At 76.8% G+C, this 12,471-nt stretch carries 12 protein-coding genes, 1 tRNA gene and 1 pseudogene; 7 read left to right on the top strand and 7 right to left on the bottom strand.

Annotation, left to right across the window (positions count from 1 at the left end; all coding sequences use genetic code 11):
- The first annotated feature begins 11 nt into the window (after window positions 1–11).
- On the top strand, window positions 12–1,646 hold the full coding sequence (locus ACI79F_RS00095; RefSeq protein WP_456543830.1) for an ABC-F family ATP-binding cassette domain-containing protein: 1,635 nt from the start codon (window positions 12–14) through the stop codon (window positions 1,644–1,646).
- Here the strand turns inward: ACI79F_RS00095 and ACI79F_RS00100 are convergent.
- From ACI79F_RS00100 to ACI79F_RS00110, 3 genes are all read right to left on the bottom strand, one after another.
- Window positions 1,636–2,319 carry a hypothetical protein gene (locus ACI79F_RS00100; RefSeq protein WP_456543829.1) on the bottom strand — a complete coding sequence of 228 codons (684 nt, stop codon included), beginning with the start codon at window positions 2,317–2,319 and terminating at the stop codon, window positions 1,636–1,638. The two genes, ACI79F_RS00095 and ACI79F_RS00100, sit on opposite strands and share 11 nt — an antisense overlap.
- An 83-nt stretch (window positions 2,320–2,402) precedes the next feature.
- Window positions 2,403–2,858, bottom strand: a complete 456-nt coding sequence (locus tag ACI79F_RS00105; protein ID WP_456543828.1) for a hypothetical protein — start codon at window positions 2,856–2,858, stop codon at window positions 2,403–2,405.
- A gap of 208 nt (window positions 2,859–3,066) precedes the next feature.
- Window positions 3,067–4,347, bottom strand: coding sequence for a DUF222 domain-containing protein (locus ACI79F_RS00110; protein ID WP_456543827.1), 1,281 nt, complete (start codon window positions 4,345–4,347; stop codon window positions 3,067–3,069).
- A 184-nt stretch (window positions 4,348–4,531) separates the two neighbouring features.
- On the opposite strand from ACI79F_RS00110, the gene ACI79F_RS00115 reads away from it, so the two are divergent.
- A complete protein-coding gene (locus ACI79F_RS00115) occupies window positions 4,532–5,302 on the top strand; it encodes an SDR family NAD(P)-dependent oxidoreductase (RefSeq protein WP_456543826.1) in 771 nt (256 codons plus the stop codon).
- 32 nt (window positions 5,303–5,334) lie between these two features.
- Window positions 5,335–6,099 carry a glycoside hydrolase family 16 protein gene (locus tag ACI79F_RS00120; RefSeq protein ID WP_456543825.1) on the top strand — a complete coding sequence of 255 codons (765 nt, stop codon included), beginning with the start codon at window positions 5,335–5,337 and terminating at the stop codon, window positions 6,097–6,099.
- A gap of 1 nt (window position 6,100) precedes the next feature.
- Here the strand turns inward: ACI79F_RS00120 and ACI79F_RS00125 are convergent, their stop codons facing one another.
- Entirely contained in the window at window positions 6,101–6,994 is an 894-nt protein-coding gene (locus ACI79F_RS00125; RefSeq protein ID WP_456543824.1) for an alpha/beta fold hydrolase, read from the bottom strand.
- Between the two features lie 99 nt (window positions 6,995–7,093).
- On the opposite strand from ACI79F_RS00125, the gene ACI79F_RS00130 reads away from it, so the two are divergent.
- From ACI79F_RS00130 to ACI79F_RS00140, 3 genes are read left to right on the top strand one after another with little or no spacing between them, the layout of a single operon-like run.
- A complete protein-coding gene (locus tag ACI79F_RS00130; protein WP_456543823.1) occupies window positions 7,094–7,552 on the top strand; it encodes a DUF2243 domain-containing protein in 459 nt (152 codons plus the stop codon).
- Window positions 7,549–8,442: a cytochrome c oxidase assembly protein gene (locus tag ACI79F_RS00135; RefSeq protein ID WP_456543822.1), complete on the top strand. Its 894-nt coding sequence runs from the start codon at window positions 7,549–7,551 to the stop codon at window positions 8,440–8,442. The genes ACI79F_RS00130 and ACI79F_RS00135 overlap by 4 nt, the downstream gene beginning before the upstream one ends.
- Entirely contained in the window at window positions 8,382–9,866 is a 1,485-nt protein-coding gene (locus ACI79F_RS00140; protein WP_456543821.1) for an AAA family ATPase, read from the top strand. Before ACI79F_RS00135 ends, ACI79F_RS00140 begins: the two co-directional genes overlap by 61 nt.
- Here the strand turns inward: ACI79F_RS00140 and ACI79F_RS00145 are convergent.
- Window positions 9,841–10,503 carry an NAD(P)-dependent oxidoreductase gene (locus ACI79F_RS00145; protein WP_456543820.1) on the bottom strand — a complete coding sequence of 221 codons (663 nt, stop codon included), beginning with the start codon at window positions 10,501–10,503 and terminating at the stop codon, window positions 9,841–9,843. The two genes, ACI79F_RS00140 and ACI79F_RS00145, sit on opposite strands and share 26 nt — an antisense overlap.
- Window positions 10,504–10,734: 231 nt before the next feature.
- Here ACI79F_RS00145 and ACI79F_RS00150 point away from each other — a divergent pair.
- A pseudogene (locus tag ACI79F_RS00150) lies at window positions 10,735–11,544 on the top strand (cupin domain-containing protein); the annotation flags it as partial.
- Between the two features lie 106 nt (window positions 11,545–11,650).
- Here ACI79F_RS00150 and ACI79F_RS00155 read toward each other — a convergent pair.
- Both ACI79F_RS00155 and ACI79F_RS00160 read right to left on the bottom strand, forming a co-directional pair.
- A tRNA-Arg gene (locus tag ACI79F_RS00155) sits at window positions 11,651–11,722 on the bottom strand.
- A gap of 63 nt (window positions 11,723–11,785) precedes the next feature.
- Complete coding sequence (locus ACI79F_RS00160; RefSeq protein WP_456543819.1) at window positions 11,786–12,469, bottom strand: DUF305 domain-containing protein; 684 nt, start codon at window positions 12,467–12,469, stop codon at window positions 11,786–11,788.
- Window positions 12,470–12,471: the final 2 nt, after the last annotated feature.

Consider the following 12,471-nt stretch of genomic DNA (forward strand, 5'->3'; position numbering starts at 1 on the left):
GCTGGCTTCCCGTGAGTGCCACCCTCGTCGCCCGGGAGCTGGCCGCCGGTCACGGCGCCCGCGTGCTGTTCGCCGGCCTGGACCTGGTGGTCGCGCCCGGTGACGTCGTCGGGCTGGTCGGCGTCAACGGCGCCGGCAAGTCCACCCTGCTGCGGATCCTCGCCGGCGAGCAGCCCGCCGAGGGCGGCAGCATCGCGCTGAGCCCGCCGCATGCGACCGTCGGCCACCTGCCGCAGGAGTCCGAGCGGCGGCCGGGGGAGACCGTGGCCGGCCTGCTGGCCCGCCGGACCGGCGTCGCCGCGGCGCAGGCGGCGATGGAGGCGGCGACAGAGCGGCTGACGGCCGGGGCGCCGGGCGCGGACGACGACTACGCCGAGGCGCTGGAGCGGTGGCTGGCCCTGGGCGGCGCCGACCTGGAGGAGCGGGCGGAGCAGGTCGTCGCGGAGGTGGCGCCCGGCGTCGCGCTGGACGCGCCGACCGCCGGGCTCTCGGGGGGTCAGGCCGCCCGGGTGGGCCTGGCCGCGCTGCTGCTGTCCCGCTACGACGTGCTGCTGCTCGACGAGCCGACCAACGACCTCGACCTGGCCGGCCTGGACCAGCTCGAGCGCTTCGTCACCGGCGCGCGCAGCGGCGTGGTGGTGGTCAGCCACGACCGCGAGTTCCTGTCCCGCACGGTGACCCGCGTGGTCGAGCTGGACCTGGCCCAGCAGCTGGTGCGGGTGCACGACGGCGGCTACGACAGCTACCTCGTCGAGCGGGAGGTGGCCCGCCGGCACGCCCGCGAGGAGTACGAGGAGTACGCCGAGACGAGGGCCGACCTCGAGGCGCGGGCCCGGATGCAGCGCAACTGGCTGGCCAAGGGCGTCCGCGACGCGGTGAAGAAGCAGAAGGACCCCGACAAGCACATCAAGGCGCACAACCGCTCGACGGCGGAGAAGCAGGGCGCCAAGGCCAAGCAGACCGAGCGACGGATCGAGCGGCTCGAGGTCGTCGAGGAGCCCCGCAAGGAGTGGGAGCTGCGGATGGAGATCGCCGCCGCCCCACGCGCCGGGGCGGTGGTGGCCACGCTGCGCGGCGCCGTCGTCCGGCGGGGCGGGTTCACGCTCGGCCCGGTGGACCTGCAGGTGGACTGGGGCGACCGCGTGGCCATCACCGGGCCGAACGGCTCGGGGAAGACCACGCTGCTGGCCGCCCTGCTCGGCCGGGTCGCGCTGGACGAGGGCAGCGGCTCGCTGGGCCCGGCGGTGCGGATCGGCGAGATCGACCAGGCCCGCGGTCGCTTCGTCGGCCCGGAGCCGCTGCTCGACGTCTTCTCCGCCGAGGTGCCCGACTGGCCGACGGCGGAGGTCCGCACCCTGCTGGCGAAGTTCGGCCTGGTCGCCGATCACGTGCTGCGGCCGGCCGAGACCCTCTCCCCGGGCGAGCGGACCCGCGCCGGGCTGGCGCTGCTGCAGGCGCGGGGGGTCAACGTGCTGGTGCTCGACGAGCCGACCAACCACCTGGACCTGCCCGCGATCGAGCAGCTGGAGCAGGCCCTGGCCGGCTATCGGGGCACGCTGCTGCTGGTGACGCACGACCGCCGGATGCTGGAGGCGGTCGAGACCACCCGCCGGCTCGACGTCCGCGAGGGTCGGGTCACCGAGTAGAAGGACCTCGCTGCCCTCTGACCCTCGCGGGCTCGGGCCGGGCCCCTGCAGCGAGGCCACCGGGAACCGCGGCGAGTGCCCGACGGGCCCGGGCGGCGAGCGCGGCGGCGTCGCCGCTCGCGCCCGCGACCTCCGGCAGCAGGTGCAGGGCGACGTGCACGCCGGCCCCGGCGGCCGGCCGCATCCGGACGGCGACCGGGCACACCGGCGCGCCCACCGCCGCGGCCGCCGCGAAGCCGGCGGGGGAGTGGGTGCCGCCGACGCCGGGGCGCAAGGTCACGGTCCGGCCGGTGCGCAGGGCGGCGGCGATCGCCTCGGTGGTGGCCGGCACGGTGGGCAGGCGCAGGGTGCGGGCGTGCCGGCCGGGCCGGCCGTCGACCGCGACCGCGCCCGGCACGGCCGTCGCCAGGGCGAGGTGGGCCAGGTCGGAGGCGGAGTCGGCGACCACGAGGACGCCCGGGCCGCCCGGGCGGACCCGTGGCCACGCGACCAGCGGCGCGTGCACGCGGACCCGCACGCCCAGCGCCGTCAGCAGGCGGGCGGCGCCGCAGACTGCGGCGCGACGGGAGGTGGTCGGCCGGAGTCCCGCGCCGGCCAGGACGGCGGCGGTGCGCAGCCGGCGCAGCGGGTGGACGGCGGGCTCGGCGGCGGGCGCGATCAGGGTCGGGCTCACAGCGCGAGCGTGGCCGCCGGAGGTGTCGGGGCGGTGACGCCCCGGGGACGGCGGCGATGCGACTGCGCGACGGATGCGGACCCTCAGTACCGCGCCGCGGTGCCCACCCAGTCCTGGAGGCGCGCCGCCTGGTCCTCCAGGCGCCGGCGCGCGCCGGGCAGCGGCGGCGTCTCCGTCGCGACCAGCGGGAGCGTCGAGCCGTCGGTGAGCAGCAGTTCGACGCGCCGGTTCGATCCGAACCCACCCACCGAGTCGAGCAGCACCCGGTCGATCTCGGACCGGTCGACCCGGCGGGTGGTGAAGCGGTTGCGGACCTCGAGCGTGCCGTCCGTGCGTGCGCGGGCCCGGCTCAGCGCGGCGGCGGTGTTCACCGCGGTGATGCCGACCGCCACCGCGAGGAAGGCGACGGCGAACCACGGCGGGGCATCGGTGCCGAGGAAGACGACCACGACGACGACCCCCACCACCAGGGACGCCGCGTAGAGGAACGACGCCAGCGCGGGGGGCCTGAGCTCCAGGACGACGTCCGGCGAGGCCACGGCGGTGATCATGAGCGGCGGACGCGGCGCCCGCACCTCGGGCCGCCGGGACCCGGCCGCCCACCGAGCGGCGGTCTGCGGCCGACCGCCCGGGCACGCCACGTGCCCCGGCGCACGCCGTCTGCCCCCGCGGACGGTGTCCGTGGGGGTGTGGCGGTGGGGGGTGTGGCGGTGTGTCGGGGCCGTGTGCCGGGGTCGGCCGGTGGGGTCAGACGGGGACGAACGCGTCGTCCGGGTCGTGGGCGGCGTCGCGGTCGGGGAGCTCCTGCTGGATGGCGAGGGCCGCCTGGCTGAGGAGGTCGTCGCGGTCGATCAGGATCTCGGTGCCGTCGGGCCGGTAGGTGTGCCATCGCCCGTCGGCGTCGCGTTCGATGCGGTAGCCGTGATGGACCTTGCCGTGGTGGCGCTCGCAGAGCAGGCCCAGGTTGTCCGGATCGGTCTGGCCGCCGAAGGCCCAGTGGATGCGGTGGTGGGCCTCGCACCACCAGTGCGGGGCGTCGCAGCCGGCGAACACGCAGCCCCGGTCCCGCAGATCGAGCAGCTGGCGTAGCGCGGCGGGGACGATGCGGACCTCGCGGCCGCGGTGGATCGGTTCCCCGTTCGGGCCCATCACGATCCGGGCCACCACCGAGTCGCAGGCCAGCCAGCGGGCGCGGGCGGCGGAGATGGTGGCGCCGAAGCCCAGCTCCGCGGCGGTCTTGCCGATCGCGGGGTCGACCAGGTCGTCCAGGTCCAGCACGGCGGCGATGCCCGGGCGGCGGGTGCGCTGGATCGGCACCTGGCCGGCGGCGAGGGTGTTGTCGGCCCACTGCACCAGCACGTCGCCGCGGAGCTGGGCCGGGCTGCGGTCGTCGCCGGCGCAGCGGGAGGTCGCGGCCATCGGTTCGATCACGGCCTTGACCTTCTCCCCACCGACGGCGTCGAGTTCGGCGATCACGGTGACGGTGCTGTCGGGGTGGGTGATGATCCGCAGCGACCGCTGGGTGATCGGCTCCGGTTCCGGCCCGTCGGGGTCCAGCCGGGTCAGGTACTGCTGAACAGCCTCGGCGAGGGTCTGGAAGCTCTGCCCGGCGGCGATCGTGGCCAGCGCCTGGTCGACCTCTGTCAGGTCGATGCCCTGCTCGGCGGCCATCGCCAGGTGCTTCCCCGTGGTGATGGCGGCGATGGCGGTGACGTGCTCGACGCCGATCGCGCCCGAGCTGAACGCGGCGGCGGTGGCCGGCAGCAGCGCCAGCGCCCGGCCGCGGTGCACCAGCGCCGCGGCGGCCTCCTTCTTCAGCCCGGCGTGGGTGCGCAGCCAGGCCTGCATCGTCTTCAACCCGTCGTGCTCGCACGCCAGCCGCCCGTCGGCCGCCCGCACCGCGGCGGTCAACCGCGCCGCGATCCGGTTCTGCTCGGCGACCAGGCCGGCCACCTCGGTGAGCAGCTCGCCGTCGGGCAGCGCATGCAGCCGGGCGGCGTCGGCCCCCGGATCACTGGTCGAACACATGTGCGGATTCTATCGGCGGACCCTCTCTCCGAGCCGGTGAATCCGCAGCTCAGGCGCCTGTCCACAGATCCGTAGAAGGCCTTGCGGAGTTCACCGAGCAGGCGTCCGGCGTACGTCCGGCGGGCCGGTCGAGCGACCGTTACGGTCGTCGCGGTACCGGTGGCGACGACGGGAGTGAGCGCGCGTGGCGGACAAGGGCGTCCTGGACATGTTCCGGCTCGACGGCAGGGTGGCGATCGTGACCGGGGCGTCGTCCGGGCTCGGCGTCGTCTTCGCGCGGGCCCTGGCGCAGGCCGGCGCGGACGTCGCCCTCGGCGCCCGGCGGGAGGACCGCCTGACCGCCACCCGGGAGGCGGTCGAGGCGGCCGGCCGGCGGGCGATCACGGTGCGCACCGACGTCTCCAGCCCCGAGGACTGCCAGGCGCTGGTCGACGCCACGGTCGCGGAGTTCGGCCGGGTCGACGTCCTGGTGAACAACGCCGGCATCGGCACCGCCGTGCCCGCCACCCGCGAGACGCCGGAGCAGTTCCGGCAGGTCATCGACGTCAACCTCAACGGCTGCTACTGGATGGCGCAGGCCTGCGGCCGGGTCATGCAGCCGGGCAGCTCGATCGTCAACATCTCGAGCATCCTCGGGCTCACCACGGCCGGCCTGCCGCAGGCGGCCTACGCCGCGAGCAAGGCCGGGCTCATCGGGCTGACCCGCGACCTGGCCCAGCAGTGGACCGGCCGCAAGGGCATCCGGGTCAACGCCCTGGCGCCGGGCTTCTTCGACTCGGAGATGACCGACCAGTACCCCGAGGGCTACATCGACCAGCAGCTGGGCCGGGTGCTGGTCGGCCGGCCGGGCGACCCGATGGAGCTGGCCGCGGCCCTGGTCTTCCTGGTCAGCGACGCCGGCGGGTACGTCACCGGCACGACCATCCCCGTCGAGGGCGGCTTGCTGACCAGTTGAGCGCTGTCGGAGGCGGCCCCTACCGTGCCGCCGTGCCCGACACCCTCGACGAACGGTTCCCCGGCGGGGCCCTCGACCTCGACGTGTGGTTCCCGTACTACCTGCCGCACTGGAGCTCCCGGCCGGCCTCGGCGGCCACGTACGAGGTCCGGGACGGCGAGCTGCGCCTGACCGTCCCCGTCGACCAGCCGCTGTGGTGCGCCGACCTGCACGAGCCGCCGCTGCGGGTCTCCTGCCTGCAGACCGGCAGCCTGGCCGGCCCGGTGGGCAGCACCCGCGGCCAGCAGCCCTTCGCCGAGGGGCTGGTGGTCCGCGAGGAGCAGCCGGAGTTCCGCGGCTGCACCCCCACGTACGGCCGGCTCGAGGTCACCATGCGCGCCACGGTCACCCAGCGGTCGATGTTCGCCTTCTGGCTCTCGGGCATCGAGGACGTGCCCGAGCACTCCGGCGAGATCTGCGTCGCCGAGGTCTTCGGCGACACGGTCACCGGCGGGACGGCGGCGGTCGGCATGGGCCTGCACCGCTTCCGCGACCCCGGCCTGACCGAGGACTTCGCGGCGGTGCGCCTGCCCCTCGACGTGACCGCCGACCACACCTACGCCGTCGACTGGCGCCCCGGCTCGCTGGTCTTCAGCGTGGACGGCGACGTCGTCCGCCGGGTCGGTCAGGCCCCCGACTACCCGGTGCAGCTCATGCTCGGCGTCTTCGACTTCCCGGACCGGGCCCCGGCCGGGGAGACCGCCGTGCCCGTGCCCGAGCTCGTCGTCTCCTCGGTCGTGGTGCGCCCGCAGGGGTGAGTCAGCGGGCGGCCTCGCCGCGTGCCACCAGCCCGCTGATCCGGTCGACCAGCTCCGGCCACAGCGCGCGCGGCAGGTCGTGGCCCATGCCCTCGACCACCCACAGCTCCGCGCCGGGGATCGCGGCCGCCGTCGCCCGGCCGCCGCTCACGTCGACGAGCGTGTCCTGCGCGCCGTGGACCACCAGCGTCGGGACGGCGATCTCGCCCAGGTGCGACGTCCGGTCGTCGGTGGTCAGGATCGCGGCGAGCTGGCGGGCCACCCCGGCCGGGTCGTGCGCGCGGTCGAAGGAGAGTCCGGCGCGCTCGCGCAGCGCGTCCTCGTCGAAGTCGAAGCCCGGGGAGCCGATCACCCGGTAGGTGTCGACCGCGCGCTGCAGGGCCTCGTCGCGGGTGCGGGCCGCCGGCGCCAGCAGCACGCCGAGGGCGACCTCCGCCGGGCTGCCGACGCCGCTCTCGCCCGTCGTGGACATGATCGAGGTGAGGCTGCGCACCCGCCGCGGGTGCCGGATCGCCAGCGACTGGGCGATCATCCCGCCCATCGAGGCGCCGACCACGTGCGCGCTGTCCAGGCCCAGGGCGTCGAGCAGCCCGGCGGTGTCGTCGGCCATGTCCGCCAGCGAGTACGGCGCCGTCCCGGACCCCGACAGCAGCGCCATCACCTCGGGCGCGCCCGCGTCGTGCAGGTGCGTGGACAGCCCGATGTCGCGGTTGTCGAACCGCACGACGTACAGGCCGCGGTCGGCCAGCGACCGGCAGAACTCGTCCGGCCAGCCGAGCATCTGCGTGGCCAGCCCCATGACCAGCACCAGGGGGGTGTCCCCGGGCGACCCGAAGGTCTCGTAGGCGATCTCGACGTCCCCGACGCTGGTGCGCTGCACCCCGGTGTGCTCCATGCCCCGGACGTTAACCGGGTGCCCATCCCGCCGGCCCGCGAGGTGTAGCAGGACGGCGGCGGTGGTGTGGCGGCGGCGGGGGCGGGCACCCCGGCAGCCGTGACCGCCGCCGCGCCCCGCCGGGTCGCCCGCCGCCGCTCCCTGCTGACCGGCACCATGCTGGGCGTCGGCGTCATGGCCGCGGTGGACGTCGTCGGGTTCCACCTGGTCCTGGGCTGGCACCACTTCTACGACCGCTCCACCACCGCGGTCGGGCTGCTGTCCGACGGGCTGCTGCAGACCGGCTACCTCGTGCTGCTCGTCGCCGGCGCCTTCCGCCTGGCCGACGCGCGCCGCGCCGGCACGCTGGCCCGCCGCTCCGCCGTCGCCGGGTTCGTCACCGGCCTCGGCGGCTTCCAGCTCTTCGACGGCGTCGTCGACCACAAGGTGTTCCGGCTGCACCAGGTGCGCTACGGCGTCGACCTGCTGCCCTACGACGTGGCCTGGATCGGCGCCTCGGTGCTCCTGCTGCTGGCCGGGCTGGGCCTGGTGCTGGCCACCCGCGGCGAGGGGCGGTGACCGGCGCCCAGGCGGCCGGCTGGGTCCTGGCCGCGGGCGCCGCCCTGCTGCCCGCCGCGCTCTACCTGGCCGGGGTCGGCGTGCGCCGGGACGGCGGCCGGAGCTGGCCGGCCGGGCGCACCGCGTCGTGGCTGCTCGGCTGCGCGCTGGTCGGGACGGCGCTCGCCCCGCCGCTGGAGACGCCGGCCGCCGGCAGCCACATGGCCCAGCACCTGCTGCTGGGCGCGGCCGCGCCGCTCGCGCTCGTGCTGGGCGCGCCGGTCACGCTGCTGCTCGGGGCGCTGAGCCCGCCGGCGCGGCGGCCGGTGGCCGCCGTCCTGCACACCCGCGGGATGCGGGTCCTCGCGCACCCGGCGACCGGCGCCCTCCTCACCGCCGGCGGGCTGTGGCTGCTGTACCTGACCCCGCTGTACGCGCTCGGCACCCGCTCGGCGCCGGTGCACGCCCTCGTGCACGTCCACCTGCTGGCGGCCGGCTGCCTGTTCGCCTGGGCGGTGGCCGGCCCGGACCCGGCGCCCCGCCGGCCGGGCCTCGGCGTCCGGGTGGCCGCCGTCGTCGCGGCCGGCGGCGCGCACGCCGTGCTGGCCCAGCAGCTGTACGCGCGGGCGGGGGAGCTGCCGCCGGGGGCCGGGCTCGGCGCGCGCGAGGTGGAGGCGGCCGCGCAGCTGATGTACCACGGCGGCCACCTGGCGGACCTGGCGCTGCTGGTGGCGCTGTTCGCCGCCCGGTACCGCCGCGGCGCGCGTGGTCGGGGAATGCGCGGGTCCGCCGGCGCGGCCGCCGCTACGCTGCGCGGCCACGTGCCGGACGGCGGGAACGGGGTGGGCTCGTGGCGGGGGAGTCGGAGGCGGGGCAGCCGGCGGAGGTCGCGGACTTCGCGGCCGGCCTGAGGGCGCTGCTGGAGTGGCTGCACGTCCCCGGCCGGGGGGTGCGCAACGAGGTCGTCGAGCTCGTGCAGGACGCGCTGGGCCCGGCGGGCCTGGAGGAGTCCGTCGTCGCCCGGGAGCTGCCGGCCTTCGAGCACGTCAACCTGCAGACGGCGCTCGACGCCTGGGCCGCCGCCGGCGGGCGGCACGTCGAGGTCCGCGGCGTGGTGCTCCCGCCGCACTTCGGCGGGCTCGCCCTGCAGCAGCTGATGACCGGAGAGGCGCTGCCCCCGGTCCGGCTCAGCGCCCCCGCGGTGGTGGACCTGCCGAACGGGCCGGGCACCACGCTCGCCTGCCTGCGCCTGGCGCTGCTGCTGGTCACCGACGACGCCGGCTCCTACGTCCTGCTGGTGCAGGGGCCGGACGAGCACCGGCCGACCCTGGGCGTGGAGGTCGCCGGCCTGCCGGTGCGGCAGGCCCAGGCCGTCCTCGCCGAGCTCGACCGGCTGCGCCGCGCGCTGAACGTGTACCGCGGGCACCTCGTGGAGGTCACGCCCACGCCGATGGGCTCGGTCGAGCTGACCTTCCTCGACCCGCCGGACGTGCACCGCGACGACGTCGTCCTCCCTGAGCTCGTCCTCGGCCGCATCGAGCGGCACGCCCTCGGGGTGGCCGAGCACCGGGCCGGGCTGCGGGCCGCCGGCCAGCACCTCAAGCGCGGGCTGCTGCTCTACGGCCCGCCGGGCACCGGCAAGACGCACACGGTGCGGTACCTGCTCGGCCGCATGGACGACTACACCCGCCTGCTGCTCACCGGCCGCTCCCTCGGCGCGATCGGCTCGGTCGCCGAGCTCGCCCGCGACCTGCAACCGGCCGTGCTGGTGCTGGAGGACGTCGACCTCGTCGCCGCCGACCGCTCCTTCGGGCCCGGCGGCGGCCCCGTGCTGTTCGAGCTGCTCGACGCCATGGACGGCGCCGCACCCGACGCCGACCTGCTCTTCGTCCTCACCACCAACCGGGCCGACCTGCTGGAGCCGGCGCTCGCCGCGCGGCCCGGCCGCGTCGACGTCGCCGTCGAGGTCGACCTCCCCGACGCCGCGGCCCGCCGCAGCCTGCTGGAGCTGTACGGCCGCGACGTGCCGCTGCGGCTGGCGGAGGACGAGGTGGCCGAGGTGGTCGCGCGCAGCGAGGGCGTCACCGCGTCGTTCCTCAAGGAGCTGCTGCGCCGCGCCGTCCTGGAGGCCCTGCACGACGCCGACCCGCTGACGGAGGTCACCGCCGCGCACGTCGGCCGGGCCCTGGACGACCTGCTCGACAGCACCCAGCAGGTCACCCGCACGCTGCTGGGCGTGGGCGCCGACGAGGTGGTGCAGCGCGGCGACCGGCCGGACCCCGGCGTCGGTGGCGCGTACACCAGCGAGGTCACCTGGTCCTACGGCGAGGGCTGAGCCCGGAGACCGTCAGCGTCGTCCCCGCCGGGCCCGGGCCGGTGGCCGCCCCGGCGAGGACGGTCCCCAGCGCGGCGCGGGACACCCGCCAGCCGTGCACCTCGCCGTCGGTCGAGCAGGTGGCCTCCTCCGCACCGTCGGTGAGGTAGACCGGCTGGACGACCGTCCAGTCCAGGCCGCTGGCCCGCACGAGCTCCTCCTGCCGCTCGTGGTCGACGATCTGCGGCCGCAGCAGCGCCGCGAACACCAGCCGGCTCGACAGCGGCAGCCGGTCGCGGCTCGGCCCCACCCCGTAGGAGGACTGCACCACCAGCCGCCCGACGCCGCGCTCCCGCATCGCCCGCACCACCTCCGCGGTGCCCCGCGAGCGCACGTCGCCCGGGGTCCCCGAGCTGCCGCGCAGGCGCACCCGCACGGCGCTCTCGCTGATCCCGAGCGTGACCACGACGGCGTCCTGCCCCCGCACCGCCCGGTCGACGTCCGCCGGCGCCGTCGCGTCGCCGTCCACCGCGCGCACGCCGGGCAGGGCCGCCGAGACCCGCCGCGCGAACGCCGTCACCTCGTGCCCGCCGGCCGCCAGGGCCCGCACCGCTGCCCGTCCCGACCCACCCGTCGCGCCGACCACCAGGACCCGCATGTCCGCCTCCTCGTCCGCTGGGCCGGCCCCTCGGCCGGCGCTCCCAGCCTGCGGACGACGGGTGCGCGGCGACACGCCCGTGCGTCCGGAGGACCTGCCCATTCGTCCAGCCGGCCTGGACGGACGGTGCGCCCCGCGGCCAGGCTGGTCGGCGTGAGCGACCCCACCGCCGTGCGCGATGCCCCCTGGACGCCGGTCGACCCGCTCGGCGCCGCGCTGGCGGACCTACGCGTGCGCGGGACCTTCTACTGCCGGGCCGAGGGCACCGCCCCCTGGGGCGTCGAGATGCCCGCGCTGGAGGGGTGCCTCAGCTTCCACGTGGTCACCGAGGGCACCTGCGTGCTCGAGGTGGACGGCGTCGTCCACCCGCTGCAGGCCGGGGACCTGGCGCTCGTGCCGCACGGCCGCGGCCACCTGCTGCGCAGCGACCCGGGGGCGCGCGTCACCGGCCGCGCCGACCTGCTGCCCCAGACGTACCTCGGCGAGCACTACTCGCTGCTGCGGATCGACGGCGGCGGCACCCCCGCGCGGCTGGTCTGCGGGGTGCTCGAGACCGACCGGCCGGGCGCGGTCCACCTGCTGGACCTGCTGCCCCCCGTCGTGCTCGTGGCGGGCCGGGACGCGGCGCGCAACGGCTGGCTGCCGGTGCTGCTCGGCCTGCTCGCCGAGGAGGTCCGGCACGACCGGCCGGGCGCGGAGGCGATCGTCACCCGCCTGGCCGACGTCGTGGTGGTGCAGGCCGTGCGGATCTGGCTCGAGACCGGCGACACCGGGCCGGGCTGGCTGCGGGCGCTGCACGACCCGCAGGTCGGCCGGGTGCTGGCGCTCGTGCACCGGGAGCCCGGCGCGCCCTGGACGCTGACCCGGCTGGCCCGGGAGGCCCGCATGTCGCGGTCGGCGTTCGCGGCCCGGTTCACCGAGCTCGCGGGCGAGCCGGCGATGCAGTACGTCACCCGCTGGCGGATGCACGTGGCGGGCGTCGCGCTCGCGCGGGGAGCCCGCGTGTCGGAGCTGGCCCGCGGGCTCGGCTACGAGTCCGAGGCGGCGTTCGCGCGGGCGTTCCGCCGGGTGACCGGCGCCCCGCCCGGTTCGGTCCGCGGCCGGGCGGCGCCGCCGGGGCCGGGCCGGCGGGGGAGTGCTGTCGAGGTGCCCCCGGCAGGATTCGAACCTGCGCACCCGCCTCCGGAGGGCGGTGCTCTATCCCCTGAGCTACGGGGGCTCGGGCAGGGATGAAGTTACCAGCCCCGCCCGGGCCGGCCGACGGCGGTGTCGGCCCGGCCGGTCACGGGGGCGGCAGCGGGGTGCCGCCGCGGGCGGTGATCATCGAGACCATCGTCGTCGTCTCCGCCGCCTGGGTGTCGGCGACGGAGCGGGCCAGCGAGCGGACCGCGGCCTGGTCGGCGTGCTCGGCGGCGTAGCGGGCCATCTCCGCGCCGCCCTGGTGGTGGCGGGTCATCAGCCGGAGGAACTCGACGTCGAACCCGGTGCCGGACAGGCCCCGCAGGTCCGTCAGCTCCTCGTCGGTCGCCATGCCCGGCATGAGGGCGCCGCCGTCGCCCATCGCGCTCATGTCGTGCCCGCCGGCGCCCATCCAGGCCATGTGCTCCTCGCCGGTCAGCGGCAGCCCCCACAGCGTCAGCCAGCCCTGCATCCGGCCGACCTGGTTGGTCTGGGTGGCCGAGATGTCGAAGGCCAGCTGCCGGACCTCGGGGTCGGTGCTGCGCTCGAGCGCCAGGTTGGCCATCTCCACGCCCTGCAGGTGGTGGATAGCCATGTCCCGGGAGAAGCCGGCGTCCACGGAGTCGGCCGTCGGGGTGGCCGGCGCCGCGTCGTCGCCGATGCCCAGCGCCACGGCCAGCCCGCCGCCGAGCACCAGCAGCGCCGCCGCGATCACCGCCAGCAGCGCCGTCCGCAGCGGCTGGCGGGCCGGGGGAGCGGGCGCCTGCGCGGCGGGGCGCTCGGCCACCG

This window comes from Blastococcus sp. SYSU D00868 (assembly GCF_054050575.1).

What these genes read in the sequence shown, in the direction of transcription:
- ACI79F_RS00110 (WP_456543827.1), bottom strand. Translation starts at nt 4,347, where the DNA reads ATGTGTTCGACCAGTGATCCGGGGGCCGACGCCGCCCGGCTGCATGCG.
- ACI79F_RS00125 (WP_456543824.1), bottom strand. Translation starts at nt 6,994, where the DNA reads ATGGAGCACACCGGGGTGCAGCGCACCAGCGTCGGGGACGTCGAGATC.
- ACI79F_RS00145 (WP_456543820.1), bottom strand. Translation starts at nt 10,503, where the DNA reads ATGCGGGTCCTGGTGGTCGGCGCGACGGGTGGGTCGGGACGGGCAGCG.